At 63.6% G+C, this 26,773-nt stretch carries 26 protein-coding genes and 1 riboswitch; of the genes, 18 read left to right on the top strand and 8 right to left on the bottom strand.

The annotated features are described in order from the left end of the window. Positions 1-210 precede the first annotated feature (210 nt). Together JQ621_RS31140 and JQ621_RS31135 are read right to left on the bottom strand one after the other, a co-directional pair. Positions 211-1,011, bottom strand: a complete 801-nt coding sequence (locus tag JQ621_RS31140) for an SDR family oxidoreductase (protein WP_212240687.1) — start codon at positions 1,009-1,011, stop codon at positions 211-213. A 98-nt stretch (positions 1,012-1,109) separates the two neighbouring features. Continuing rightward, positions 1,110-2,168, bottom strand: a complete 1,059-nt coding sequence (locus JQ621_RS31135; protein ID WP_212240686.1) for a polysaccharide deacetylase family protein — start codon at positions 2,166-2,168, stop codon at positions 1,110-1,112. Between the two features lie 166 nt (positions 2,169-2,334). Between JQ621_RS31135 and JQ621_RS31130 the strand changes: the two genes are divergently transcribed. The 10 genes from JQ621_RS31130 to phoB all read left to right on the top strand — a co-directional run bounded on the left by JQ621_RS31130 (position 2,335) and on the right by phoB (position 12,291). Beyond that, complete coding sequence (locus JQ621_RS31130; RefSeq protein ID WP_212240685.1) at positions 2,335-3,729, top strand: OmpA family protein; 1,395 nt, start codon at positions 2,335-2,337, stop codon at positions 3,727-3,729. Positions 3,730-3,731: 2 nt separating this feature from the next. Then, positions 3,732-4,034 (top strand): hypothetical protein, encoded by a 303-nt coding sequence (locus tag JQ621_RS31125; protein ID WP_212240698.1) that lies wholly within the window; start codon positions 3,732-3,734, stop codon positions 4,032-4,034. A 447-nt stretch (positions 4,035-4,481) separates the two neighbouring features. Then, positions 4,482-5,537: a putative bifunctional lysylphosphatidylglycerol flippase/synthetase gene (locus tag JQ621_RS31120; protein WP_212240684.1), complete on the top strand. Its 1,056-nt coding sequence runs from the start codon at positions 4,482-4,484 to the stop codon at positions 5,535-5,537. Positions 5,538-5,568: 31 nt separating this feature from the next. After that, the gene (locus tag JQ621_RS31115) at positions 5,569-6,861 is read left to right on the top strand and encodes an ATP-binding protein (protein WP_212240682.1); all 1,293 of its coding nucleotides are present in this window, start codon (positions 5,569-5,571) and stop codon (positions 6,859-6,861) included. A 150-nt stretch (positions 6,862-7,011) separates the two neighbouring features. Beyond that, entirely contained in the window at positions 7,012-8,025 is a 1,014-nt protein-coding gene (pstS, locus tag JQ621_RS31110) for a phosphate ABC transporter substrate-binding protein PstS (RefSeq protein WP_212240680.1), read from the top strand. A gap of 150 nt (positions 8,026-8,175) precedes the next feature. Further along, positions 8,176-9,165, top strand: coding sequence for a phosphate ABC transporter permease subunit PstC (pstC, locus tag JQ621_RS31105; RefSeq protein WP_212240697.1), 990 nt, complete (start codon positions 8,176-8,178; stop codon positions 9,163-9,165). Positions 9,166-9,169: 4 nt separating this feature from the next. Next, positions 9,170-10,015 carry a phosphate ABC transporter permease PstA gene (gene pstA, locus JQ621_RS31100; RefSeq protein WP_212240678.1) on the top strand — a complete coding sequence of 282 codons (846 nt, stop codon included), beginning with the start codon at positions 9,170-9,172 and terminating at the stop codon, positions 10,013-10,015. Next, positions 10,012-10,833 (top strand): phosphate ABC transporter ATP-binding protein PstB, encoded by an 822-nt coding sequence (gene pstB, locus JQ621_RS31095; RefSeq protein ID WP_212240676.1) that lies wholly within the window; start codon positions 10,012-10,014, stop codon positions 10,831-10,833. Before pstA ends, pstB begins: the two co-directional genes overlap by 4 nt. A gap of 11 nt (positions 10,834-10,844) precedes the next feature. Continuing rightward, a complete protein-coding gene (gene phoU / locus JQ621_RS31090; protein WP_212240675.1) occupies positions 10,845-11,561 on the top strand; it encodes a phosphate signaling complex protein PhoU in 717 nt (238 codons plus the stop codon). Positions 11,562-11,583: 22 nt separating this feature from the next. Continuing rightward, positions 11,584-12,291, top strand: a complete 708-nt coding sequence (phoB, locus tag JQ621_RS31085) for a phosphate regulon transcriptional regulator PhoB (protein WP_195801068.1) — start codon at positions 11,584-11,586, stop codon at positions 12,289-12,291. A gap of 241 nt (positions 12,292-12,532) precedes the next feature. Here the strand turns inward: phoB and JQ621_RS31080 are convergent, their stop codons facing one another. Further along, positions 12,533-13,045: a GcrA family cell cycle regulator gene (locus JQ621_RS31080; RefSeq protein ID WP_212240674.1), complete on the bottom strand. Its 513-nt coding sequence runs from the start codon at positions 13,043-13,045 to the stop codon at positions 12,533-12,535. A gap of 454 nt (positions 13,046-13,499) precedes the next feature. Here JQ621_RS31080 and JQ621_RS31075 point away from each other — a divergent pair, with 454 nt between their 5' ends. The 3 genes from JQ621_RS31075 (at position 13,500) to JQ621_RS31065 (ending at position 16,906) form a co-directional block, all read left to right on the top strand. Next, positions 13,500-14,702, top strand: coding sequence for an aspartate aminotransferase family protein (locus JQ621_RS31075; protein ID WP_212240673.1), 1,203 nt, complete (start codon positions 13,500-13,502; stop codon positions 14,700-14,702). Beyond that, on the top strand, positions 14,702-15,625 hold the full coding sequence (gene argF, locus JQ621_RS31070) for an ornithine carbamoyltransferase (RefSeq protein WP_212240672.1): 924 nt from the start codon (positions 14,702-14,704) through the stop codon (positions 15,623-15,625). Before JQ621_RS31075 ends, argF begins: the two co-directional genes overlap by 1 nt. Positions 15,626-15,898: 273 nt before the next feature. Beyond that, on the top strand, positions 15,899-16,906 hold the full coding sequence (locus JQ621_RS31065; RefSeq protein ID WP_212240671.1) for an Hsp33 family molecular chaperone: 1,008 nt from the start codon (positions 15,899-15,901) through the stop codon (positions 16,904-16,906). Between the two features lie 7 nt (positions 16,907-16,913). On the opposite strand, the gene apaG is transcribed toward JQ621_RS31065, so the two are convergent. Continuing rightward, positions 16,914-17,318: a Co2+/Mg2+ efflux protein ApaG gene (gene apaG / locus JQ621_RS31060; RefSeq protein ID WP_249125679.1), complete on the bottom strand. Its 405-nt coding sequence runs from the start codon at positions 17,316-17,318 to the stop codon at positions 16,914-16,916. Positions 17,319-17,487: 169 nt separating this feature from the next. On the opposite strand from apaG, the gene JQ621_RS31055 reads away from it, so the two are divergent. From JQ621_RS31055 to JQ621_RS31045, 3 genes are read left to right on the top strand one after another with little or no spacing between them, the layout of a single operon-like run. Beyond that, positions 17,488-18,786: an OpgC domain-containing protein gene (locus JQ621_RS31055; RefSeq protein WP_212240669.1), complete on the top strand. Its 1,299-nt coding sequence runs from the start codon at positions 17,488-17,490 to the stop codon at positions 18,784-18,786. Next, positions 18,786-19,556: an SGNH/GDSL hydrolase family protein gene (locus tag JQ621_RS31050; protein WP_212240667.1), complete on the top strand. Its 771-nt coding sequence runs from the start codon at positions 18,786-18,788 to the stop codon at positions 19,554-19,556. Before JQ621_RS31055 ends, JQ621_RS31050 begins: the two co-directional genes overlap by 1 nt. Positions 19,557-19,568: 12 nt before the next feature. After that, positions 19,569-20,567 carry an SGNH/GDSL hydrolase family protein gene (locus JQ621_RS31045; protein WP_212240665.1) on the top strand — a complete coding sequence of 333 codons (999 nt, stop codon included), beginning with the start codon at positions 19,569-19,571 and terminating at the stop codon, positions 20,565-20,567. Between the two features lie 102 nt (positions 20,568-20,669). On the opposite strand, the gene JQ621_RS31040 is transcribed toward JQ621_RS31045, so the two are convergent. Continuing rightward, positions 20,670-21,866 carry an O-succinylhomoserine sulfhydrylase gene (locus JQ621_RS31040; protein ID WP_212240663.1) on the bottom strand — a complete coding sequence of 399 codons (1,197 nt, stop codon included), beginning with the start codon at positions 21,864-21,866 and terminating at the stop codon, positions 20,670-20,672. A gap of 68 nt (positions 21,867-21,934) precedes the next feature. After that, a riboswitch (SAM riboswitch) is annotated at positions 21,935-22,014 on the bottom strand. 80 nt (positions 22,015-22,094) lie between these two features. Here JQ621_RS31040 and JQ621_RS31035 point away from each other — a divergent pair. Then, positions 22,095-23,231 (top strand): 2'-deoxycytidine 5'-triphosphate deaminase, encoded by a 1,137-nt coding sequence (locus tag JQ621_RS31035; RefSeq protein ID WP_409334256.1) that lies wholly within the window; start codon positions 22,095-22,097, stop codon positions 23,229-23,231. A gap of 204 nt (positions 23,232-23,435) precedes the next feature. On the opposite strand, the gene JQ621_RS31030 is transcribed toward JQ621_RS31035, so the two are convergent. From JQ621_RS31030 to JQ621_RS31020, 3 genes are read right to left on the bottom strand one after another with little or no spacing between them, the layout of a single operon-like run. After that, positions 23,436-23,801 (bottom strand): hypothetical protein, encoded by a 366-nt coding sequence (locus JQ621_RS31030; protein WP_212240660.1) that lies wholly within the window; start codon positions 23,799-23,801, stop codon positions 23,436-23,438. Between the two features lie 48 nt (positions 23,802-23,849). Further along, the gene (locus tag JQ621_RS31025) at positions 23,850-25,604 is read right to left on the bottom strand and encodes a molybdopterin-dependent oxidoreductase (RefSeq protein ID WP_212240658.1); all 1,755 of its coding nucleotides are present in this window, start codon (positions 25,602-25,604) and stop codon (positions 23,850-23,852) included. Positions 25,605-25,628: 24 nt separating this feature from the next. After that, entirely contained in the window at positions 25,629-25,895 is a 267-nt protein-coding gene (locus JQ621_RS31020) for a hypervirulence associated TUDOR domain-containing protein (protein ID WP_249125683.1), read from the bottom strand. Positions 25,896-26,035: 140 nt separating this feature from the next. Here JQ621_RS31020 and JQ621_RS31015 point away from each other — a divergent pair, with 140 nt between their 5' ends. Beyond that, positions 26,036-26,614 carry a DUF488 domain-containing protein gene (locus tag JQ621_RS31015; protein WP_212240694.1) on the top strand — a complete coding sequence of 193 codons (579 nt, stop codon included), beginning with the start codon at positions 26,036-26,038 and terminating at the stop codon, positions 26,612-26,614. Positions 26,615-26,773 lie beyond the last annotated feature (159 nt).

Here is a 26,773-nt window from a genome sequence, read left to right as displayed (position 1 = left end):
CGGCGTCAAGCGCCAAGGACCCAACGGCTTCCCGCCCACTCTCATCATGACAGACTTTCCAGACACAGGGACCCATAACCACAGGGAGTTGTTTGGCGAAGACTCGTTCGGTACTGCTACGAGGCGCCATCGCTAGATCACGCGGTATGGGTCCCGGCCTTCGCCGGGACGACAGCGGAGTTTGACGCGGCTGCGACAATCTCACCGCGCCTACCCCGCGATCTCCAGCCCGGCATTGGCGTACACCACGCCGCCATCCACCGCGATGGTGTTGCCAACCACGTAATCGCCGGCACGCGAGGCAAGATAGATCGCAACGCCCGCCATGTCCTCGTCGGTGCCGATCCGCCGCGCCGGAATACGCTTGGCCACTTCGTCCGAATGGTCGCGCGCGGCGCGGTTCATGTCTGACTTGAACGCACCCGGTGCGATCGCGGTGACGTTGATGTTGTCCTTGATCAGCTTGGTCGCCATGCGCCGCGTCAGATGGATCACGGCGGCCTTGCTGGCGGCGTAGGAGTAGGTCTCGCCCGGATTGACGAAGATGCCGTCGACGGAGGCGATGTTGATGACCTTGGCGGGCCGCTCGTGCGAGGCCGCCGCGCGCAACGGCTTGGCCAAGGCCTTGGTCAGGAAGAACAGCGACTTGACGTTGAGGTCCATCACCTTGTCCCAGCCGCTTTCGGGGAATTCGTCGAACTCCGCGCCCCAGGCAGCGCCCGCATTGTTGACCAGGATGTCGAGCTTCGGCTCCAGGCGGATGATTTCACCGGCGAGCTTGTCGCAGCCTTCGACCGTCGAGATGTCGATCGGAAGCGCGATGCACTCGCCCTCATATTGCGCCGACAGCTCTTTCGCCGTGGCTTCGCAGGGACCGGCCTTGCGCGCGGTGATGTAGACCTTCGCCGCGCCGGCGCCGAGAAAGCCGGCCGCGATCATCTTCCCGATGCCGCGCGAGCCGCCGGTCACGAGTGCGATACGGCCTTTGAGCGAAAACAGATCGTTGGACATGGAGCCTCCCTTGACGCGTCCCTTGGGTTGACGCCGTTTTGAGCGCCGCGGGGAGGGGTGTCAACTCGGTGTTGCCTCGGCGAAAGCCGGGGCAACATTCAGGCGGCCGCAAACCGGCGAAAGCCGTTCCACATCGCGGTCGCAGCGCCGGAGGTCAGCACCGGCAGGATGCGCGCGTCCTGGTAATTTCCGTTGAGCGAGACACGCGGCAGCGCCGTCATGTGGTCGGCGTTCTCGGCGAACAGCATGCCGGGCCGCGTCGTCACCGCGGTCTTGAAGCCGGCGGAGGCGGCCAGCGCGAATTCGCGCGTCCCCGCGGCATCGCGGTCGCCATAGGGATAGGCGAGATGCAGCACCTCGCGCTCCAGCGCGTGCTCGATGCGGACCCGGCTCACGGCCATCTCCTGCGCGGCGATCTCCTCGCTCTGCTTGGCGAGATTGCAATGGCTGATGGTGTGGGCGCCGATCGTGACCAGCGGATCGGCTGCGAGCTGTTTCACCTCGTCCCAGGACAGGCAGAGGCTTTTGCACAGCGCCTCCATGTCGATACCTTGCGCGGCGCAGAGCGCTTCGATCTCGCGCTTCAGATCGTGCTCGCCGGGCAGCGCGCGCAGCCAGTCATGCAGACGGTCGAACGCCGCCTGCTTCGCGGCCGGCGTGCTTGCGTCGAGCCGCAGGGCGGAATGGCCAATCTGCACGTCGACCTGTTCGGCCTTGGCGATGACGGCTTCCAGCGCGATCCACCATAGGCGGCCGGTGCCCTCGGCGAAGTCGCTGGCGACATAGATGGTGGCGGGCGCGTCAAATTCGCGCAGTACCGGCAGGGCATGGTCCCTGTTGTCGCGATAGCCGTCGTCGAGGGTGAAGGCGGCGAGGCGGCGGTCGAACCGGCCCTGCACCAGCCGCTCGTGCAACTCGTCCATGCTGACGATGTCGATCTCGCGCGAGCGCAAATGGCACAGCGTCGCGCGCAGGAAATCGGGAGTGACCTCGAGATGCCGGTTCGGCTGGAAGGCGCCCTCACGGGCCGGCCGCACATGGTGCAGCATGAAAATGGCGCCGACGCCCGACAGCAGCGGACGCAGCAGATGATGCGCGCCACTGAAATAGAGCGCGCCCAGCCCGGCGCGAATAACGTTGTTACGCAGTTGTTTCATGTCCGGCTGGCCGCCCCTGGGCATTCCGCCCTCGACTTTAAGGAACGACCCTTGAAGAAAAAGTTATTCCAATAGTTCACGCGCGGCCCCCGAAAGGGCGCCATTTCCGGTTTGACAGCCCGCCAAGGGTTTGTTTTGTCTCCGGTTCCAGAGTTCAGGTCGTCGAATGCAGAATCTTTTCAGGTGGGCCAGCAAATGGTGGCCGGGGCTTATTCCCCTGGCCGTCATGTGGGGATTTGCGGCCTGGAATAACACTTTGCCTGTTGAGGCCGACCTTTCGGCCCGCAGCTCGGCCGCACTGAAGGATACCGTCCTGGACAAGACCCGGATCGCCGTCGACGGCCGCGACGTCAGCCTGGCCGCGGACGCCTTCTCCGAGGAGGGGCGCCGTGACGCCGTGACGACGGTCGAGATGGTTCCCGGCGTTCGGCTGGTCGACGACCAGACCCGCCTTGCCCCTGAAGCAAAACCCTTCGTCTGGAACGCCGAGCGCGACGTGGTGCGGGTGACGCTGTCGGGCTCCGCGCCGCTGCCATCGATGAAGGCGCGGCTCACCGAGGCCGCGCGAAAAGAGGTCAACGGGGGTGAGGTCGCCGACCAGATGGGGCTGGCGCGCGGTGCGCCGCCGCGTTTCGAGGCGGCCGCGATGCTGCTGCTCGATCAGATCGGCAAGCTGAAGGACGGCAAGATCACGATCTCCGATACCAAGGTCAATCTGTCAGGGATGGCGCGCGACCTCGGCGGCCGCGAGGCCATTGCCGCCGCGCTGAAGAATTTGCCCGAAGGTTTCTCGATCGCAGCCAACGAGATCAAGGCGCCGCCTTACATCTTCCAGGCCTACAAGGATCCGGTCGCGGCCACCGTGACACTGACCGGCTACGTGCCTGACAATACCGTGCACGCAGCGATCGCGACCAGCGCATCGCGGAAATTCTTCACCGAGAAAGTCGTCGACAATCTCAAGGCCAGTATCGGTGCGCCCAGCTCCTTCAACACCGCGGTGGTCGCGGCGCTCGGCGCACTGTCGCGGCTGTCGACCGGCACGCTCGTGGTCTCGGATCGCGAGGTGAAGCTGTCCGGCGACGCGCTGTACGAAGGCGCGGCCAACGACATCCGCGCAGGCCTCGGCAAGGACTTTCCCAAGACGTGGGTGTACAAGCCTGAAATCACCGTGAAGCCCGCGGCAGGGCCGGTCGACGGCACCGTCTGCCAGCAATTGTTTTCGGAGCTCCTGGCCAAAGGCAAGATCAGGTTCGAGTCCAAGCGCGCCGACATCGATCCCGACTCCGCAGGCGTCCTCGATCATCTGATCGAGACGGCACTGCGCTGTCCCACCACCAATATCGAAGTCGCGGGCCACACCGATGCGGATGGCGAGGACTCGTTCAACCAGGCGCTCTCCGAGAGGCGTGCACAGTCCGTGATCGACTATCTGGTCAAGGCCGGCTTGCCGGCGGACCGCTTCACCGCGGTCGGCTATGGCAGCACGCAGCCCGTCGCCGGCAACGACACCGACGACGGCAAGGCGCAAAACCGCCGCATCGAATTTCTGGTGAGGTGATGATGCCCTATCTCGTCTCGTTTCATATGGGCTGGCTGACCGGCTCGGTTCTGCTGGGCTTCTGCATGGGCTGGATCTCGGTGGTCCAGCGCGGCAACGGCACCTCGAAGGTGACCGCGCGCTGGCTCGCGGTGCTCGTCGCGGGCCTGGTCGCAGCCTCGTTCGCGCACGTGGTGCCGGGTCGCTTCGGCTATTGGCTCGACCTCGGCCTGATCATGTTTGCCTGCTACCTCGTCGGCTGCACCATAGGTGCGTGGCTGCGCTATTGGGTGGTCTCACGCAGCCAGCCGTCTGCCGCTCCGTGATGTTGCTCTGCACCCTGACCATTGCGGTCAGGGGAGCGGCGGGTCGTTCGGCAGATCGGAAAACCGTGATCGGCAATCGCCTCTCGCCCTCTTTCAACGGGGGGATCCGGCCCATAGATTGATTTCGACCTAAGCCGTGCCGGAGCATTGTCCGTTCGAAATCATCAAAACTTCATGGCCCTTGCGCAGGATTGCCATGGAGATTCGCCTCAAGCTTGCCGCCGAAAGCGCCAAACCGTGCATCATGAGCCCGCAAGCCTGCCTAAAATATTGAAGGCACGTGATTTTGTTCGAATTGGCGAATTCCACTCCGCCCCAAAACGCGCTAGTGGAGGGACGGGGGGCATGCGCGAGACCGGAGCCGACGGCGAGGGTTCGTCGAGTGCCAGTGCGTCGTTCGCCTGTTCGCCGGCCACCCTGGCCGCTGAAGCGTTGTTCGAGGTCTAGATGCTGGAAGCCATACGCAGGGCGATGACGTTTCTGCGCCAGAAGCAAATCCTGCATAAGCTTGGAGTTGTGATCAGCGTCGCGGTCATCGGCATCGCTTGCTATGTGCTCTACCACATGCTGCGCGGCATCGACATGCTCGAGGTGATCGAGGCGATCAAGAGCACCGAGCCGCGCCAGATTGCGATGGCTGCGCTATTCGTCGGCGCGGGTTATTTCACGCTGACCTTCTACGATTTGTTCGCGGTGCGCGCGATCGGCCATTCCCACGTGCCCTATCGCATCAACGCGCTCGCGGCCTTCACCAGCTATTCGATCGGGCACAATGTCGGCGCCAGCGTCTTCACCGGCGGCGCGGTGCGCTACCGCATCTATTCGGCCTATGGTTTGAACGCCATCGACGTCGCAAAGATCTGCTTCCTCGCGGGTCTCACGTTCTGGCTCGGCAACGCCGCCGTGCTCGGCCTCGGCATCTCCTATCATCCGGAGGCGGCCGCCGCGATCGACCAGCTGCCGCCCTGGCTGAACCGCACGATTGCCATGATGATCATCGCGGCGCTGGTCGGTTACGTGGTCTGGGTCTGGACTCAGCCGCGGGTGGTCGGACGCGGTCCCTGGACCGTGGTGCTGCCGGGCGGCCCGCTGACGCTGCTCCAGGTCGCGATCGGCATCATCGATTTGGGCTTCTGTGCGCTCGCCATGTACGTGCTGGTTCCCGACGAGCCCAATCTTGGCTTCGTCGTGGTCGCGGTCATCTTCGTCTCGGCGACGTTGCTCGGCTTTGCCAGCCATTCGCCCGGCGGGCTCGGGGTGTTCGACGCTGCCATGCTGGTCGGCCTCTGGCAGATGGACCGCGAGGAATTGCTCGGCGGTATGCTGCTGTTCCGGGTCCTCTATTACCTGTCGCCCTTCGTTATCTCTGTAATCTTGCTGACGTTTCGCGAGGTTATCATCGGCGCCCGATCGAAACGCCTGCAACAGGCGGCGCTCAAGCTCGACCCCGGCCGACCACCCGAAGCCGCTTACGTGAGAAAGCGCAGCGACAGCGGCGCCTGACAGGCGCCAGCCCTAGGAGAAGCCCGCCCCGATGGCGATCGACACCCCATCTTCTCCCCCCGCACAGCCCTGGTCTGACCGGCTGCGGCATTCGACCGTCATCCTCATCGCCGCGGCGCTGGCGCTGTCGGTGGTGGTGTCCCTCGGTGAATTGTCGGTGGTGCGAGCGCTGACGGTATTCCTCTGCATCGCCGCTGCGGCGCTGATCCCTTGGCGGCTGCATGATACCGCCACCTCCCGCGAGGACATCAGGCGCGTGAATCCGGTCGAGAGCGCTGCGGTGGCCGCGGTCGTCGCCGGCATGCCGGACCCGGCGGTGCTGCTCGACCGCGCGGGTCGCGTCATTCATCTCAATGCCGCCGCCGCCCAGCTGGCGCCGGCGCTGCGCAAGAACGAGCTCGCCCAGTTCGCGTTGCGCTCGCCGGAGATCATCACGGCGCTGCGTGAGTCCATCGCCACCACCGAGCCACGGCGCGCGACCTATCTCGACCATGTCCCGGTTGATCGCTGGATGGAACTGATCATCACCCCGGTGCCGGTGCCGACCAATTTCGGCGGCGCCGACAAATGCATGCTGATGACCTTCCACGACCAGACGCCGCTGCGCCGGGTCGAGGAAATGCGCGCCGACTTCGTCGCCAATGCCAGCCACGAACTGCGCACGCCGCTGGCCGCGCTGTCCGGCTTCATCGACACGCTGCAGGGCCAGGCCAAGGACGATCCCAAGGCGCGCGAGCGCTTCCTCGGCATCATGCACAATCAGGCCACCCGCATGGCGCGCCTGATCGACGATCTGCTGTCACTGTCGCGGGTGGAATTGTCGGCCCATGTGCGGCCCGACACGCTGGTGGACCTGCTGCCGATCATCTACCAGGTCGCCGACGGGCTGGAGCCGCTGGCGCGGGAACGCCAGGTCGAGATCGAGACCAATTTGCCCGAGACACCCGTGATGATCGCCGGCGACCGCGAGGAGCTGCTCCGCCTGTTCGAGAATCTGATCGAGAACGCGCTCAAATACGGCGCCTCCGGCGGGCGCGTCATCGTGTCGCTGACCCTCCCGGGGCCGGCTGATGGAAGCCAGGAAATCCGGGTCATGGTGCGGGATTTCGGCCCCGGCATCGCGCCCGAGCACCTGCCGCGTCTGACCGAGCGGTTCTATCGGGTTGACGTCGGCGACAGCCGCTCGCAGGGCGGGACGGGCCTCGGATTATCGCTGGTGAAACATATTCTTAACCGTCACCGCGGCCGTCTTTTGATCGAAAGCGTGCCCAAACAGGGCGCCACTTTCACGGCCTGTTTTCCCCAGGCCAAGACTTTAGTCTAGACGCGAATATCAAGCGATTCCAGTCGCTTGTATGCGTCATCCGACTGTCATGAAACCTTCGTAAAAGCACAGCCGACCGCTCCTAAAGGGGCGGCACGGGGAGCGCGATCGGGCGCTGATGGCGCTTCGCTCCCCTGTATGGAGACCAGCATGAATTTCATCAAGACGATCGTCGCTGCCGGCTTGGTCGCCGCAACGACGACGGCGGCCTTTGCCGCCGACATCACCGGTGCCGGTGCGACATTCCCCTTCCCGATCTATTCGAAGTGGGCTGATGCCTACAAGAAGGAGACCGGCAACGGTCTGAACTACCAGTCGATCGGTTCCGGCGGTGGCATCAAGCAGATCCAGGCCAAGACCGTGACCTTCGGTGCGAGCGACGCGCCGCTCAAGGCCGAGCAGCTCGAGAAGGACGGCCTCGTTCAGTGGCCGATGGTGATGGGCGCCATCGTTCCCGTCGTCAACATCGAGGGCGTGAAGCCGGGAGAGCTGTTGTTCGACGGCGAGACGCTTGCCAACGTTTATCTCGGCAAGATCACCAAGTGGGACGACCCCGCGATCAAGAAGCTCAATCCGAACGTGAAGCTTCCCTCGGACGCGATCACCGTGGTTCGTCGTTCGGATGGTTCGGGCACCACCTTCAACTTCACCAACTACCTCTCCAAGGCCAGCGCCGACTGGAAGAGCAAGGTCGGTGAAGGCACCGCCGTCGAGTGGCCGGTTGGCGTCGGCGCCAAGGGTAACGAAGGCGTGTCGGGCAACATCAGCCAGACCAAGAACTCGATCGGCTATGTCGAGTACGCCTATGCCAAGCAGAACAAGCTGACCTATACCGGCCTCGTCAACAAGGCTGGCAAGCCGGTGCAGCCGACCGTCGAAGCCTTCCAGGCGGCTGCTTCCAACGCCGACTGGGCCAAGGCTCCCGGCTACTACGTCATCCTGACCGACCAGCCCGGCGACAAGTCCTGGCCGATCACCGCTGCGACCTTTATCCTCATGCACAAGGATGCCACGGACAAGGCGGCCTCGCAGGAAGCCATCAAGTTCTTCCGCTGGGCCTTCAAGAACGGCGGCAAGATGGCCGAGGAGCTCGACTACATCCCGATGCCGGATCCCGTCGTCCAGTTGATCGAGAAGACCTGGGCTGCCGAGATCAAGAGCTAAGCTCTTTCGTCCTCCGGGCGCGGTGCGGCCTTCAGCGGCCGCATCGCAGAGCACATGATTTTCGGCCCCGGATCAGCCGTGCGCTGGCTCCGGGGCGCGAAACTGACAACAAGCGTAAATAAATTGGTACAGGGGATCGGCGTGGCAGATATGGCCGTTCAGAGCGATGTAGTCGACGACGCCGGACCCTACGATCGCGCCAGGGCCTTGAGCGCGTTCAAGCTCGGCGATGTCACCTTCTACTGGATCACGCGGCTTTCCGCGATCTCGGTGCTCCTCATTCTCGGCGGCATCATCATTTCGCTGATCATCGGCGCCTTTCCGGCGATGAAGGAGTTCGGCATCTCCTTCCTGTGGACGCAGCGCTGGGCGCCGTCGGCGGATCCGCCCGTGCTCGGCGCGCTCGGGCCGATCTACGGCACGCTCGTGACCTCCTTCATCGCAATGCTGATCGCGATTCCCGTCGGTCTCGGCATTGCGATCTTCCTGACCGAGCTCTGCCCGCAATGGCTGCGCCGCCCGATCGGCATGGCAATCGAACTGCTCGCCGGCATTCCCTCGATCATCTACGGCATGTGGGGCTTCTTCGTGCTCGGCCCGTTCCTGGCCAATAGCTTCCAGCCCTTCATGATCAAGGTCTTCGACGGCGTTCCCGTGCTGGGCTCGATCTTTGCCGGCCCGCCGTCCTATCTCAGCCTGTTCAATGCCGCTTTGATCCTCGCGATCATGGTGCTGCCCTTCATCACTTCGATCTCGGTCGACGTGTTCAAGACGGTGCCGCCGGTGCTGAAAGAGGCCGCCTATGGCGTCGGCTGCACCACCTGGGAAGTCGTCCGCAGCGTGGTGATCCCCTACACCCGGGTCGGCGTCATCGGCGGCATCATGCTGGCGCTGGGACGCGCGCTCGGAGAGACCATGGCGGTGACCTTCATCATCGGCAATTCGTTCCGCATCTCCGGGTCGATCTTCGCGCCGGGCACCACGATCTCGGCGGCGATCGCCTCCGAGTTCGCCGAGAGCGACGGCCTGCACCAGTCCGGCCTGATCCTGCTCGGCCTCTTGCTGTTCGTGCTGACGTTCTTCGTGCTCGCAGCGGCGCGGCTGATGCTGATGCGGCTTGAAAAGAAGGCGGGGAACTGACGCCATGAACCCGATCTATTCCCGCCGTCGCCGCAAGGACATCGTCGTCCGCGGGCTCTGCATCGCCGCCGCCGCCTTCGGCGTCACCTGGCTCGCGCTGATTCTGATCACGCTGGTCTACAACGGCTTGGCAGGGCTGAATCTCGAGATATTCGCCGCGGACACTCCGCCTCCGGGCTCGACGAGCGGCGGCCTGCGCAACGCAATCGTCGGTTCGATCATCATGACCGTGATCGGCGTCGGCATCGGCGCGCCGCTCGGCATGTTCGCCGGCACCTATCTCGCCGAATACGGCCGCAACGACAAGTTGACCTCGGTGATCCGCTTCATCAACGACATCCTGCTGTCGGCACCCTCGATCATCATCGGCCTGTTCATCTACGGCGCGGTGGTGGTGCCGATGCGCGGCTTCTCGGCGATCGCCGGTTCGCTCGCCCTTGCGGTCATCGTCATCCCGGTGGTGCTGCGCACGACCGAGGACATGCTGCTGCTGGTGCCGAACGCGCTGCGCGAAGCGGCCTCGGCCCTCGGCCTGCCGCGTTCGCTGGTAATCAAGCGAATTGCCTATCGCGCGGCCCGCTCCGGTCTCATCACCGGCGTGCTGCTGGCGACCGCCCGCGTCGCCGGCGAAACCGCGCCGCTGCTCTTCACGGCGCTGTCGAACCAGTTCTTCAGCTTCAGCCTCAACAAGACGATGGCGAACCTGCCGGTCACCATCAACAACTTCGTCCAGAGCCCCTACGCCTATTGGAAGCAGCTCGCCTGGAGCGGCGCGTTGCTCATTACGCTGACCGTGCTTGCCTTGAACATTGGCGCGCGCATTCTTGGCGCCGAGAGGACCGCAAAATGAGTGATCTTTCCGTATCGATGAGCGCGGCCGGCGGCCTGCCCCAGGCGCCGGTGCTCCCCGAAGCCCCCGCCAAGGTGACGGTGCGCAACCTCAACTTTTATTATGGCGAGCACCACGCGCTGAAGAACATCAATCTGGCGCTTGGCACCAACCGTGTCACGGCCTTCATCGGCCCGTCCGGCTGCGGCAAGTCGACCCTGCTGCGCATCTTCAACCGGATGTACGACCTCTATCCGGGCCAGCGCGTCACCGGTCAGCTCATGCTGGATCAGACCAACATCCTCGACCCCAAGCTGGACCTCAATCTGCTGCGCGCCCGCGTCGGAATGGTGTTCCAGAAGCCGACGCCGTTCCCGATGACGATCTACGAAAACATCGCCTTCGGCATCCGCCTCTACGAGAAGATATCGAAGTCCGAGATGGACGACCGCGTCGAGAAGGCGCTGCGTGGCGGCGCGCTGTGGAACGAGGTCAAGGATAAGCTCAACGCCTCCGGCCTGTCGCTCTCCGGCGGCCAGCAGCAGCGCCTCTGCATCGCCCGCACGGTCGCGGTGCGCCCCGAGGTGATCCTGTTCGACGAGCCCTGCTCGGCGCTCGATCCGATCTCGACCGCCAAGGTCGAGGAGTTGATCCAGGAATTGTCCGAGAATTACACGATCGCGATCGTCACCCACAACATGCAGCAGGCGGCGCGCGTCTCCGACAAGACCGCCTTCATGTATCTCGGCGAGCTGATCGAGTTCGACGACACCAGCAAGATCTTCACGTCGCCGACCGACCGGCGCACGCAGGATTACATCACCGGCCGGTTCGGCTGAGGAGACAGGGCATGGGTTCTGAACATACCGCAAAGGCCTTCGATACCGACCTCCAGGAACTGACCCGGTCGGTCGCGGAAATGGGCGGCCTCGCCGAGCGCATGATCGTCGACTCCGTCGACGCACTGATCCGTCGCGATGTCGCGCTCGGCCAGCGTGTCGTCGCCACCGACGCCGAGATCGACGCGCTTCAGAAGAGGATCGAGGAGCACGCCGTGCTCACGATCGCCCGCCGCCAGCCGATGGCGGTGGACTTGCGCGAAATCGTCGGCGCCATGCGCGTCGCGACCGATCTCGAGCGGATCGGCGATCTTGCCAAGAACATGGGCAAGCGCGTCGCGGCGCTGGAGACGGATTTTCATCCGCTCAAGCTGTTCCGCGGCCTCGAGCACATGACCGACCTCGTGCAGCAACAGGTCAAGTCGGTGCTGGATGCCTATGCCGCGCATGATCTGCCGGCGGCGATGGCGGTGTGGAAGGGCGACGAGGAAGTCGACGCCATCTGCACCTCGCTGTTCCGCGAACTCCTCACCTACATGATGGAGGATCCCCGCAACATTTCGTTCTGCATCCATCTGATGTTCTGCGCCAAGAACATCGAGCGGATCGGCGACCACGCCACCAACATCGCCGAGACCGTGTTCTACATGATCGAAGGCCAGGCCATTACCGACAAGCGGCCGAAGGGCGACATGACGACCTTCGCCACGACGGTCCCCAATACCTGAATCCTCAAGGAGCGACGACCCCATGGGCGCACGCATTATGGTGGTTGAAGACGAGGAGGCTCTCACCGAGCTGCTTCGCTACAACCTCGAAGGCGACGGCTATGACGTCGAGACGGTGATGCGCGGCGACGACGCCGACACCCGACTCAAGGAGCACATCCCCGACCTGATCGTGCTCGACTGGATGCTGCCGGGCCTGTCCGGTATCGAGCTGTGTCGCCGGCTGCGCGCGCGCTCCGACACCAAGCAGCTTCCGATCATCATGCTCACCGCGCGCGGCGAGGAGAGTGAGCGGGTGCGGGGCCTGGCAACCGGCGCCGACGATTACATCGTCAAGCCGTTCTCCGTGCCCGAGCTGCTCGCGCGCGTGAAGGGTCTGCTCCGGCGCGCAAGCCCCGAGCGGCTCGCAACTGTCCTGGCTTTCGGCGACATCGAGCTCGACCGCGAGAAGCGCCGCGTGGCACGTTCGGGCCGGCCGATCGATCTCGGCCCGACCGAATATCGCCTGCTGGAGTTCTTCCTGGAGCATCCCGGCCGCGTGTTCTCGCGCGAGCAGCTGCTCGACAGCGTCTGGGGCCGCGACATCTATATCGACGAACGCACCGTCGACGTGCATATCGGCCGCCTGCGCAAGCTGCTCAATCTGGGCCGCGAGCAGGATCCGATCCGTACTGTCCGCGGCGCGGGCTACGCGCTCGACGATCGCTTCGCCAAGGCCGAGCAGACTTAAGGTTCGTTGACGTCGGCTTAGCGGGCTGCGGCAACAATCTCAGCCGTCATCCCGGGGCGCGCGTAGCGCGAGCCCGGGATCCATAACCGCAGGACGTGGTTTGGCGAGGACTTGGAGCGACCATCTCGCGCAACAATTGCGCCCTGTGGTCATGGATCCCCGCCTTCCGCGGGGATGACACCGAGCAGCTGGAGCCGTCATCGTGCGACGGCTGTCGTCGTCGAAGAGAACCGAATCCGTGTTACCGCGTGCCCGGCTTGGCCGGCGCGCGACGGCGATCGGCGGCCGGCTGATAGGCCACTCGCGAGTGCTGGGCGCAATAGGGAAGGCCGGACAGCGCCTTGCCGCCGCAGAAGAAGAAATCCGGGCTCGAGGGATCGCCGACCGGCCAGTGGCAGGTCGCCTCGTTCAGTTCGAGCAGCGAGAGCCGCTGGCTCATTGGCACGACGTTGTCGTAGGTGACAGGTTCAGCCTCGACCTCGACCTCGAAGGCCTGGGCCAGCGCGGTGTTGCCGCGTGCCATCGGCCGGCTCACGCGCATCATGTGCTGCGCGGGACGCGCCTTGCGCGGCCGGGGCGCTGCCGAGGAGGGGCTCTTGGCGCGGCCGGACAGGCCAAGCCGGTGCACCTTGCCGATCACGGCGTTGCGGGTCACGTTACCAAGCTCAGCGGCGATCTGGCTGGCCGAAAGTCCGGCCTCCCAGAGCTTTTTCAGCTGCTCGACGCGATCATCTGACCAGGTCAAAACCGTCATTGCACCCTTTCCTTCGCCGGCGCCTGCCATCTGTGGGGGCGGCACGACGAATGCCTAAGCCTCTAAAAACCCGTGCCGCCAGAATCCCTTAAGGCTCGCCGGGCGCAATGAGACGCCCGAACGTTTACGCCGGTACATGAGGACTTTTGGGATCAGAACCGCTGCACGAGATGTCGTATCTGACAAACCAAACGCTACAATATGGCGTGACTCGCGCGCAAGAGTCCGCCGACTCGCTTCCACATGTTCCGTGGCCATAAACCCGCAAATTTAGCACCGCAAGACTACGGAATCAGCGTTTCGCGGGGCTTTCCGGGCGGCATTGACACCAATGGTGCCGAGCATAAGATAGTATTACGTGCCGCCCTTAAAAGGCGGCACGTTTCGTTTTCCGGACCAATGATGCGCTGCGCAACGCGCGTTCAGGCCGTCCGAAACATCCAAAGAGACCGTCATGACCAACAGCGCAGCGCCGCATTTGCTCCCCGTTTTCGCCAGGGCCGACATCGGTTTTGAGCGCGGTGAGGGCGTCTGGTTGATCGCAACCAATGGCGATCGCTATCTCGATTTCACCTCGGGCGTGGCGGTGAATGCGCTCGGCCATGCCCATCCCGCACTGGTCAAGGCGCTGCAGGAACAGGCTACCAAGCTGTGGCATATGTCGAACCTGTTCCAGAGCCCCGATGGCGAGAAGCTCGCTGCGCGCCTGTGCAACGAGAGCTTCGCCGACTTCGTTTTCTTCTGCAATTCCGGCGCCGAAGCGCTGGAGGGCGTGATCAAGCTGGTCCGCCATCATCACTTCTCCAAGGGCCATCCCGAACGCTATCGCATCATCACCTTCGAGGGCGCCTTCCATGGTCGCACGCTGGCGACGCTGGCCGCGACGGGATCGGCAAAATATCTCGAAGGCTTCGGTCCGCCGATGGATGGTTTCGACCAGATTCCGCATGGCGATATCGAGGCCGTGAAGAAGGCGATCGGTCCTCACACCGCCGGCATCCTGATCGAGCCGATCCAGGGCGAGGGCGGCGTGCGTCCGGCAACACCCACCTTCCTCAAGGCGCTGCGTCAGCTCTGCGACGAGAAGGGCCTGCTGCTCGCCTTCGACGAAGTGCAGACCGGCATGGGCCGCACCGGCGATCTCTTTGCGCATCGCCGCACCGGCGTCACGCCTGATGTGATGTCGCTGGCGAAGGCGCTTGGCGGCGGCTTCCCGATCGGCGCGATCCTGGCGACCGCGGACGCGGCCGCCGGCATGGGCCCCGGCTCGCACGGCTCGACCTTCGGCGGCAATCCGTTGGCGATCTCGGCCGCGAATGCCGTGCTCGACGTCATGCTCGCGCCCGGCTTCTTCGACCACGTGCAGAAGATGTCGCTGCTGCTCAAGCAGAAGCTCGCTTCCGTCATCGACCGTCATCCTGATATCGTCAGCGAGATCCGCGGCGAGGGGCTCTTGATCGGCATCAAGGCCGTGGTGCCATCCGGCGACCTGGTCGCGGCGCTCCGCAATGAAAAGCTTCTCACGGTCGGCGCCGGCGACAACGTCGTGCGCTTCCTGCCGCCTTTGATCGTCACCGAGGCGGAGATCGAGGATGGCGTCGCGCGGCTGGAGCGCGCCTGCACTGCGCTGTCAGGCAACAAGCAGGCAGCAAGCTGATGAGCAAGGGTCCCAAGCACTTCCTCGATATCAACGAGCTGCCGCTGTCGGAGCTCAAGAGCATGCTCGCGGCATCTTCCGCCATGAAGGCGAAGCAGAAGGCGCATCAGCCGGTCAGGCCGCTCGAAGGCAAGACGCTGGCGATGATCTTCGAACGTCCATCGACCCGCACGCGCGTCTCGTTCGACGTCGCCATGCGTCAGCTTGGCGGCGAGCCCATCATGCTCACCGGTGCCGAGATGCAGCTCGGTCGCGGCGAGACCATCGCCGATACTGCGCGCGTGCTGTCGCGCTATGTCGATGCCATCATGATCCGCATCCTCAACCACGAGGCGCTGCTGGAGCTCGCGGCCTACGCGACCGTGCCCGTGATCAACGGCCTGACGCGCCGTTCGCATCCGTGTCAGGTGATGGCCGACCTCATGACCTATGAAGAGCATCGCGGGCCGATCGAAGGCCGGACCGTGGCCTGGACCGGCGACGACAACAACGTGCTGGCGTCGTGGGCCCATGCCGCCGAGCGCTTCAAGTTCCAGCTCAATGTCGCGACCCCTCCGGAGCTTGCCCCGAAGAAGGTGATGCGCGACTGGATCAAGGCGACGGGCGCACCGATCGTGCTCGGCACCGATCCGGAGGCTGCAGTGAAGGGCGCCGACTGCGTCGTCACCGACACCTGGGTGTCGATGGGCGACAAGGAGGGCGAGCACCGCCATAACGTGCTCAAGCCCTACCAGGTCAATGCGAAGCTGATGTCGCTGGCCAAGCCCGACGCGCTGTTCATGCACTGCCTGCCTGCCCATCGTGGCGAGGAGGTCACCGATGAGGTGATCGACGGGCCGCAATCGGTGGTGTTCGACGAGGCCGAAAATCGCCTGCACGCACAGAAGGGCATTTTGGCCTGGTGCTTTGACGCGGTGAAGTGAAGCGGTGGTGGCGCGGGCGGTTGCTCCACCCTCCGCTGTCATCCCGGACAAGCGTAAGCGCAGATCCGGGATCCATAACCACAGGACGCAATTTGGCAATGACTCGGAGTTGTCATCTCGCGCAATCACGTCATCCATGTGGTTATGGATACCGGGTTCGCGCTTCGCGCGCCCCGGGACGACACCGAATTTGAGGTTGGTTCGTACAGTCCGACGGGCCTCCGGAACTTGCTGCCCCCTTCCATTTTTCTCCTCCGACCCCAGATATCCGCCATGGTTTCCCAATCCCCTGACATGAAAACCGGGCCCGAAGGCCCGGTTCGCGCGCCTTCAGCGGTTCCGATCGATGACGCTGTGCTGCCGTACGAGGTCGATGCGCTCGATGTGCGCGGCCGCCTGGTGCGGCTCGGCCCTGCGCTCGACGAGATCCTGACCAAGCACGATTATCCCGCGCCGGTCGGCAAGCTGCTCGGCGAGGCCATCGTGCTGACGACGCTGCTCGGCTCGGCGCTGAAATTCGAGGGGCGATTCATCCTGCAGGCCCAGACCGATGGTCCGGTCTCCTTCCTGGTGGTGGACTATCAGGCGCCGGATCGCCTGCGCGCCTATGCGCGCTTCGATGCCGCGCGGCTTGGCGATGCCAAGGATTCCGGCACGTTGCTCGGTCGCGGCCATCTTGCCATGACCATCGACCAGGGCCCCGACATGAGCCGCTACCAGGGCCTGGTTGCGCTCGACGGCGGCAGCCTCGAAGATGCCGCCCACGAATATTTCCTGCGCTCCGAGCAGATCCCGACGCGCGTGCGCCTCGCGGTCGGCGAGGAGTGGCGATCGAGCGACGGCGGCAAGCACCGTTGGCGCGCCGGTGGCATGCTGATGCAATTCCTGCCGAAGGCGCCGGAGCGCGCGCGGCAGGCTGACTTGCATCCAGGCGACGCGCCCGAAGGCGCCGCTGTGCACAGCGTTGCCGAAGACGACGCCTGGGTCGAGGCGCGCTCGCTGATCGAGACGGTCGAAGACGTCGAACTCATCGATCCCGATCTCTCCGGCGAGCGGCTGCTCTACCGTCTCTTCCACGAGCGCGGCGTGCGCGTGTTCAATCCGATGGTCCTGAAAGCGCAATGCTCCTGCTCGCGCGATGCGGTCGCCTCGATGCTCAAGAGCTTTTCGTCTGACGATCGCAGCGCGATGGTCAAGGACGACAAGGTCGTCGTAACCTGCGAGTTCTGCTCGTCGGTGTACGAGTTCACGCCGGAAGAGGCGGGCGTCGAGGACGCGTGACCGCCCCCTAATTCAACACCCGCTTATTATCCGGGCTGTCGAGCGAGAACGTCGGCACGTCGATCTCGAAACGCTCGCCGGTTTCGCTGACCATCTGGTAGCGGCCGGTCATGAAGCCCGACGCGGTCGAGAGTGGTACACCCGAGGTGTATTCGAAGCGCTCGCCGGGGGCGAGGGTCGGCTGCTTGCCAATGACGCCTTCGCCCTTGACCTCCTGCTGTCGGCCGGTGGCGTCGGTGATGATCCAGTGCCGCGTCTTGAGCTGCACGGTCTGGTCGCCGGAATTGGTGATGACGATGGTGTAGGACCAGAAATAGCGCGACCGGTCGGCCGACGACTCTTCCGGAACAAAGTTCGGCACGACGGTCACTTCGATCTGGCGGGTCACGGCGCGGTACATGGCTGCCATCATAGCGAAAACCCTATCGGGAACCAAACGCCGCAAACGGCCGTGGCGACATCGTCCCGCCAGAATTCACGAAGAAGTAGACCCTTGATGTGATCCGGCCGCTTTGCGAGGCGGCGACCGGACCGGTACACTCCTCAAACGTCGCGATTTGTGGAAGGGTTTTGGGACCCCAATGAGCATTGCCGATCAAGTGACGGGATCGACGATCGCGGGAACCGCAGGCAGTCCTGTTGGCGCCAATCCTGTTGGTGCCAATCCTGTTGGTGCCAAGCCCGCGGAAGTCAGGCCGCGCGTTGCCGCGCCGGCCATCACGCTGCCCGCCATCGGTGAGCGCGAGCTCAGGCTCGACCTGTTCCGCGGCCTTGCACTGTGGCTGATCTTCATCGACCATCTGCCGCCGAACCTGCTGACCTGGTTCACCATCCGCAACTACGGTTTCAGCGACGCCACCGAGATCTTCATCTTCATCTCCGGCTACACCGCCGCCTTCGTCTATGGCCGCGCGATGCTGGAAAACGGTTTCCTCATCGCCACCGCGCGCATCCTGCGGCGGGTCTGGCAGATCTACGTCGCGCACGTCTTCCTGTTCACGATCTTCCTTGCCGAAATCTCCTACGTCGCGACCAGCTTCGAGAACCCGCTCTACACCGAAGAGATGGGCATCATGGATTTCCTCAAGCAGCCCGACATCACCATCGTGCAGGCGCTGCTGCTGCGCTTCCGTCCCGTCAACATGGACGTGCTGCCGCTCTATATCGTCTTGATGCTCGCGCTGCCGCTGATCCTGTGGTCGATGAAGTGGCGGCCCGACGTGACCCTCGCGCTGTCTGCCCTGCTCTATGCTGCGACGTGGGAGCTCGACCTCTACTTCTCGGCCTATCCGAACGGCTTCTGGGCGTTCAATCCCTTTGCCTGGCAGCTGTTGTTCGTGTTCGGGGCATGGTGCGCGCTCGGAGGCGCGCGACGCATGTCGCGCATTCTGGCATCGCCCGTGACGATGTGGATCTCGATCGCCTATCTCGTCGCGGCGTTCTACGTGACGCTGACCTGGTACGTTCCGCAGCTCTCGCACTTCATGCCGAAGCGGCTCGAGCAGTGGATGTACCCGATCGACAAAACCGATCTCGACGTGCTGCGCTTCACGCATTTCCTGGCGCTGGCCGCGCTCACGGTGCGCTTCCTGCCGCGGGAATGGCCGGGCCTGAAATCGCCCTGGTTGCGGCCGCTGATCGTGTGCGGCCAGCACTCGCTGGAGATTTTCTGCCTCGGCGTCTTCCTGGCCTTCGCCGGCCATTTCATCCTGGCCGAGGTCGCGAGCGGCCCAGCCATGCATGCGCTGATTAGTCTCTCCGGAATTCTGATCATGTGGGCCATGGCATCGTTGATTTCGTGGTACAAGCGCGTAGCTGACAAGAGCGGTGCGAAAGCCAAAAACGCCGTCGGCAACGCCGATCTGGCGGGAGGGGGCTGATGAAGGCGAAGGTTCTCCTGAGCCTGACCCTGCTATGCGGGTACCTCGCCGTGCCTTCGGCGCGTGCGGGCGATGCTGTGCCCGACGCGCCCGCGGCCTGCGAATTACCGCCTTATCTGCTCGCCACCGACAGTCAGCTCCACAAGGTCGCCGACACCGTGACGGCAGGCAAACCGCTCGAGATTCTGGTCATCGGCAGCCGCTCCACCACCATTCCGTCCTCGGAGGAGAGCTCCTATCCGGCGCGCATGCAGGCTATTTTGAAGGAGAAGCTGCCGCCTGCGGAGGTGGTCCACGTATCCGTAGAATTACAGAGCAAGAAGACGGCGGAGGAGGCCGCGAGTACCTTCGTTAAGCTGATGGAAGCAAAAACACCTACTTTGGTCATCTGGCAGACGGGGACGGTCGATGCTATTCGATCGATCGATCCCGATGATTTCCGCAGCGCCGTGACCGATGGGGTCGCTGCGTTGCAAAATGCAGGGGCCGACGTCGTCTTGATGAATTTGCAATACAGCCCGCGTACCGAATCCATGATCTCGGCACCGCCCTATCTCGACAATATGCGGGTGGTGGCGCAGGAGCATGATGTCCCGCTGTTCGACCGTTTTGCGATCATGCGACAGTGGAATGACCAGGGTCAGTTCGACCTGTTCAGCCCCTCCCGCGGCCCTGAGCTGGCGAAGCAGGTCCACGATTGCCTTGGCCGGGCGTTGGCACAGTTTGTGATCGACGCTGCCCATCTGGGACCGGGCCAGCAGCAGAATTGAGGTCTAGCGTTAATGAGTGCTTTCCGCCCTTTTGGCCTGTCGACATGGCTGGCCGCGCCCGCAGCGGCGCTGTTGATGCTGACGCCTCTGCTGCAGGCCCCGGCTCGCGCACAAGCCGCCCAGGCGACGCCTGCTTCTCCGCAGGCTGCTGATCCCGAATCGGCCTCACCGACCCAGACGACAATTGCCGCGACGAGTCAGCCGCCCGCCGAACAGCGTGGCCTCACCTCGCGCGCCATCGACAAGGTGAAGCAGGTGGCGAAATCCGCCGGCGACATTTTCAGCCGCGTGCCTTGTCTGTCGCCCAAGGGCGGCTCGAAGACGATGGGCTCGCTGCCGCATGTCGCAAGCAAGCTCATCGCTGGCAAGCCCGTCGTGATCGTCGCGTTCGGTTCGTCGTCGACGGCGGGCTACGGCGCGAGCTCGCCAGATTTCAACTATCCAAACCGCCTCGCTGCGCAGCTGCGCCGGCAATATCCGACCGCCGACATCTCCGTCATCAATGCCGGCGTCGGCGGCGAGGATGCGCCCGAGATGATGAAGCGTCTCCAGACGCAGGTGATCGACGTGCATCCGGATCTCGTGATCTGGCAGGTCGGCACGAATGCGGTGCTGCGCAACCTCGATCCCGGCGACACCGCCAAGATGGTCGAGGACGGCATCTCCCGCATCCAGGCCGCCGGAGATGCCGACGTCGTGCTGGTCGATCCGCAATATTCACCCAGGGTCACCGAGCGTCCCGAAAGCGCAAACAGGATGGTGAAGCTGCTCGGCAAGGTCGCCGAGCTTCGTCACGTCGGCATCTTCCCGCGCTTCGAGGTGATGCGCGACTGGCACGAGAAGCAGGCGCTTCCGGTCGAGAGCTTTGTGATCGCCGACGGCCTGCACATGAACGACTGGGGCTACGCCTGCTTCGCCCAGCTGCTGGGCGACGATATCATCCGCTCCGTCGGGCAGATCAAGCTCGGTGTGAACGTGCCCGCGGACGTGCGGACCTACCGGCCGATGTAGGCGCGTAGGGTGGGTTAGGCGAAGCCGTAACCCACCATGCATCAACGATTGCCGAACGAAGTTGGTGGGTTACGCCTTCGGCTAACCCACCCTACGAAGCGTTCACGCCTTCTCCAGCGCCGCCGTCAGATCCTCGATGAGATCGTCCGCGTGCTCGAGTCCCGCCGAGAAGCGGATGAATCCCTCGCTGATGCCGAGGGCTGCGCGATCCTCCGGCTTCAGCCGCTGATGCGTCGTCGTCGCCGGATGCGTGACGAGGCTCTTGGCGTCGCCGAGATTGTTGGAGATCTTCGCGAGCTTCAGCTCGTTGAGCACGCGGAACGCAGCCTGCTTGCCGCCCTTCACCTCGAAGCCGACCAGCGTCGAGCCGCCGCGCATCTGCTTCTTCACCAGCGCCGCCTGCGGATGATCCTCGCGGCCGGGATAGACCAGCCGCGAGATCTTGGGATGGCTCGCCAGCACGTCGGCGATGCGCGCCGCGGTGTCGGTCTGCGCGCGCACGCGGACCCCGAGCGTCTCGAGGCCCTTGAGCAGCACCCAGGCGTTGAACGGCGAGATCGACGGGCCGGTCTGGCGCATGAAATTATGGATGTGCTCGGCGATGAAGGCTTCCGAGGACAGGATGATGCCACCGAGGCAACGGCCCTGGCCGTCGATGTGCTTGGTCGCCGAATAGACGACGACGTCGGCGCCCAGCGCCAGCGGGCTCTGCCAGATCGGCGTCGCGAACACATTGTCGACGACGAGCCGCGCGCCGCCGCCATGCGCGATCTCGGCGATCGAGGGAATGTCGAGCACGTCGAGTGTCGGATTGGTCGGGCTCTCCAGGAAGAACGTCTTGGTGTTCGGCTTGAGCGCCCGCTGCCACTGATCGAGATCGGCGCCGTCGACCAGCGTGGTCTCGATGCCGTAGCGCGGCAGCAGGTCCTGAATGACGTAGAGACACGAGCCGAACAGCGCGCGAGAGGCGACGACATGATCGCCGGCTTTCAGCGGCGCGAGGATCGCGGTCGTCACCGCAGCCATGCCTGTCGCGGCCGAGCGCGCGGCTTCCGCGCCTTCGAGCTCGATCATGCGGCGCTCGAACATCGAAATGGTCGGGTTGGAATAGCGCGAATAGATGAAGCCGGGGTCCTCGCCCTTGAACCGCGCCTCGCACTCTTCGGCGCTGTTGTAGACATAGCCCTGGGTCAGGAACAGCGCCTCCGACGTCTCGCCATATTGCGAGCGCAAGGTGCCGGAATGAACCAGGCGGGTTTCGGGACGATAGTGGGCGGTGGGCGCCGGGGACTTCGACATAGGACCTCCTGCGTGACCATCGAAAACGGTCACAAAAAAACCGGCCTGGATATCTCCACGGGCCGGGATCACAGAGGTCCCCGGCCTGTTTAGCGACTTATTTAACGTGGCTGCAAGCCGGCCGGCTCAAATCACCACGGGATAAGTGATGCTCATATTCCGCAACGCCCTTTCCGTCAAGGCGTCCATCGGATAGCCGTAAAAGACTGGTATTTCCCGCAAGTCCGGATGTACTTGACCCCCGATGAGGACCCCCGGTTGACGTTCACGGTTGCCGCCGACGCCAATGGTATCCTGCCCGACCGCATGATCGCGGCAATGGCGGAGGCTGGCCTCATCCTGCCCGAATACGATTTCGTCGAAAGCCAGATCCAGCCGGCGAGCCTCGATCTGCGTCTCGGCGACATCGCCTATCGCGTCCGTGCGAGCTTCCTGCCCGGTCCCGGCGCCACCGTCGCCGAGCGCATCGACCAGTTGAAGCTGCATGAGTTCAGCCTCGCCGATGGTGCGGTGCTGGAGACCAACTGCGTCTACATCGTGCCGCTGCTGGAAAGCCTTGCGCTGCCGCCCGAGATCGTCGCTGCGGCCAATCCGAAAAGCTCGACCGGCCGGCTCGACGTCTTCACCCGCGTGATCGCCGATGGCACGCGCCGCTTCGACATGATCGGCGCCGGCTATCACGGCCCGCTCTATGCCGAGATCAGTCCGAAGACGTTTCCGGTTCTGGTGCGCGAGGGCTCGCGCCTGTCGCAGGTGCGCTTCCGCACCGGCGATGCCATCCTCAACGCAGACGAACTCGAAAGCTTGCATGCCGTCGAGCGTCTCGTCGACATCGACGATGCCGATCTCGCCGGCGGCGTCGCCGTCTCCGTCGATCTCTCCGGCGAGAAGGGCACGGGCTTCGTCGGCTACCGTGCCAAGCGCCATACGGGTGTGGTCGATGTCGATCGCCGTTCCGGCTATGCGGTGGAAGATTTCTGGGAGCCGATCGCGGCCCGTCCCGACGGCAGCCTGATCCTCGATCCCGGCGAATTCTACATCCTCGCCTCCAAGGAAGCCGTGCAGGTCCCGCCCGATTTCGCCGCGGAGATGGTGCCGTTCGATCCGCTGGTCGGCGAATTCCGCGTGCACTATGCCGGCTTCTTCGATCCCGGCTTCGGCTATGCCGGCGCTGGGGGGCTGGGATCGCGCGCCGTGCTCGAAGTGCGCTCGCGCGAAGTGCCGTTCATCCTCGAACACGGCCAGATCGTCGGCCGTCTCGTCTACGAGAAGATGCTGTCCCGCCCCGACGCGATGTACGGCCAGCGCATCGGCTCGAACTACCAGGCCCAGGGCCTGAAGCTGTCGAAGCATTTTCGGGTGTAGCGCCGTCCCTCATTGTAAATTAGGCATAGTTGTCCGCATGGCGCGTATGTTGACCCGCAAATCATGGTGAACGCCGCCGCAGTTGATGGCATTCCCAAACGCGATGGCCGTTTCAGCCGCGGATTGAAGCGGCGATCGAGCTCCTGAGCGCCGCAGTGGACGTTGAACCGATGTCGGCGGGCAACGCAAATAGCGGCGCACCAATCAAGACGCCAGTTCTCGAAAATGAATGGCACGCTTCATCAAGTCGTCCATGCGGGCGGCCGCATGAATTGTCAGAGGATGTTGGGTAAAGCCGGGCCGCGGGGAAATAAAGCCTGCCATTTCCTTCGCCATTTTTAGCTGTTGATCCGACGCCGTCGCAAGCAGGGAAATCATCAGGTTCTCCAACGCGATGACACGGATGCGCAGCGTCACCAATTCGGCATTGGTCAGATCAGGGATTTCCATTCCCTTGGCCCCGAGCGCTGAATCCGAGGCGGGCCCGGCGCCGCCTTCGTTGTCCCATCGGGACAGAGCGCGTTGACGCTGATTCCAATCGCTGGATGTATCGGAATTTTCTCGCGGCATGCGTAGCTCCTCGTGGTGTCACGAACCACGCTAGACGGCCAACGGCGATCAGATCGGCATGCGATAGCCGTAAAACTCATGGTCCTCGTTATAGCCGCCCTGACCTGCGCCAAGATCGGTGAAATCACGCACGAATTCGATAGCCGCGATCCATTTGACCATCTTGAAACCCAATTGGTTCTCGCATCGCAGCCGCAGCGGCGCGCCATGCAGCACGCTGACCGGCAGGTCGTTCATCTCATAGGCGAGGATCGTCAGTTCGTGGCGCATGTTCTCGATCTTGTGGACGTCATAGTAGCGCCCGCCATCAGCGCCATCGGCCAATGAATAGAACACGGCGTAGCGAGCCTCGGACGTTGGCTTCACCCGATCAAGTATATCGCGCATGGGAACGCCGCCCCATTCGGCAACCCCCGACCAGCCCTGAATGCAGAAATGCGTCGTGATCTGCTCCTGCTTCTGCATCGCCTTGATGTCGGCGAGCGAGAATTCCTGGGGCGCTTCGACCAGACCGCCGATTCTCAGCCTGTAACTGGCGAACTCCTCTGCGACGAGATCGTCAAACTCCTTGGAGTGCGGCATCGTGCCGTTTGGCCAGAAGTAAGGGGAGATGTCTTTCCTGGTGAGCTGTGAGCGCGGATCCCAGCTTTCGGCCAGCCCCATGATCCAGCCGATCATAAACGCGCCGGCGCGCTGGACGAGACGGGCGTGCCGGATGGTGAGGGGTGAAGCCAGCAGCCAGGCGATCGTCAGGATAGCCATCGTCAGTGCGAACAGCGGAAAGCCTGCCCATGAGGCGTTGTCCACGCCGGCGAACATGTGGTTGGTGTTCTGCCGGATGCCGGTGACGAACACCATGGCGCCATGTGCCAGAACGAAGCCCACAAACCAGCCAAACGAGATGAAATGAACCGAACGCATCGCCTGCCGGTTGAACAGCCGGCCGAACCATCCCAGCGCATTGGAGATCGCGGGGCTCTGCATCAGACCGGTGGCGATTGAGACCGGTGCTGCGACAAACACCGTGATGAAGTAACTGAGCTGCTGCAGGCCATTGTAGCGGGTCCAGCTATGATCGACCGGAAAGTTCAGCGACGCATACTGGATCGCCGTCGATAGCGCGGCCGGAAACACTTCCCAGGTCAGTGGCACCAGCCTGCGCCATTGATCGGTTGAAAACAGCAGCACATAAAAGGCCACGCCGTTGATCAGCCACAGCAGGTTGATCGAGAAATGCCACCAGCGCGACAGCCCGAGGGTATGGCGCAGGCCAGGAATACCAAGCCAGGTAGGCAGGGTGACGGAGTCGTCCTTAGCGGTCCAGATCCGCCCTTCCGGCACCGGTGCCTGAAAGCGGAACCAATCGGTCCCCGGCGTGCAATCGCGGCCCCAATAAAGTCGCGGATGGTCGGCCAGGATTTGCAGGCCGGCCCGCATGATGAAGAGCATGAAGAACATGTTCAGGAAGTGTTGAAGCTGCAGCCACCACGGGAATCCCGAATCGACGGCCGGCGCTGCCTGCGCGATGCCGGGATGCTGCCGGATAAAAGCTTCGATGCCCGGAATCTCACGCAGGCTTTGAGCCATGGCAATCAGACAGAGCAACACCGTCGCTGCGATCGGCAGACCCCATAGCGTGTTGATCCAGCGCCTGCCAATGCGAATCCGAGGTGCGATTCCGTTTTGTGGCGGCATCCAGTGATTGAGACGGATGCGGTCGTCGGCATCGCTAAGCCTGGCACGAAGTGGCTCAGCCAGCGGAAATGGTGTATCCGCGGCCACTGGCCGGCCGCTTTCGGTCATTGAGCGCGCCTGTCCATTGACACGTCAATCGTCAAGCTTGGTGAGCGCGTTGCCCTTGTGAAATGCAATATGGTGCGTCTTTCTGCTCTTGATCTCGTATTGCGGATCGTCTGCGCTCGCATGATGGGTATAGCCTTTGACCTTGAACTCGCGAGTATGCACGCGGATGATCGTGCCGCTGACGCGCCCCGCCTCCGAGTTCCAGCTGACGCGATCATGGATCTTGAGGGTCTTCCGCACGGTCGTTCGATCCGATGCCGCAAAACAACTGCCATGATGCAATTCTCGCATTGAATGCATATCTGCTCGAGCGGCGCAGGCACCAACCGGTGCAATCACTGTCGGTTCCTTAAAATCCCAATATCTTTCGACTAACGCACGGCGCGCTTCTGTTTGCCGCATCGGACGCCTAGGATCAACAGTGAGGCGGGCTGTCACGCGCCTTCGCGGCCTGGAGCGATGTCACGAAAACCTTTTTTACCATAGGCCACTCGACCAGGACGCTCGCTGAATTTGTCGGGCTCTTGCAAGACTCGGGCGTTAGCCTCGTCGTCGACGTCAGGTCGATGCCGCGGTCGCGCACCAACCCGCAGTTCAATCAGCAACGTCTTCCCGAAGCGCTGGCGCCGTGGCAGATCGGTTACGAGCATATCAGTGAGCTTGGCGGCCTGCGAGGGAAGTCGCGCGAGTCAGAAACGTCGCCCAATTCCTACTGGCGCGTACGCAGCTTTCGCAATTACGCAGATTATGCCCTGACGGCGCCGTTCGCTGACGGCCTGACGCGGCTCCGAGAGCGTGGCGCGGAGCAACGGTGCGTCGTCATGTGCGCCGAAGCGGTCTGGTGGCGCTGCCACCGCCGGATCATTACCGACTACCTGCTCGCCGCAGGGGAGCAAGTGAGGCATATTCTCGGGAAATCGCATGTCGATGTGGCGAGCCTGACACCCGGCGGCGTCGTTCGCAACGACGGGACGGTGGTGTATCCCGCTCAAGATACGCAACCGGAATGAGGCAAGGGCTTCCGTGGGCTCAACCGCCGAGGGCAATGTGTAGAGGGCGTTGCTGCGGAGCACGGCGAGACCGTAAGCACAGAGGCACAAGTGCGACTGCTCGGAGCGTTCCGCTGCTCGGTTCGGCCAAAAGCGGCGTTCGGCACTGGTTGCGTCGCT

Source organism: Bradyrhizobium manausense (assembly GCF_018129685.1).
GTDB lineage: Bacteria > Pseudomonadota > Alphaproteobacteria > Rhizobiales > Xanthobacteraceae > Bradyrhizobium > Bradyrhizobium manausense_D.
Note: the sequence above shows the minus strand (reverse complement) of the source record. Positions and strands in the feature narration are given on the sequence as shown.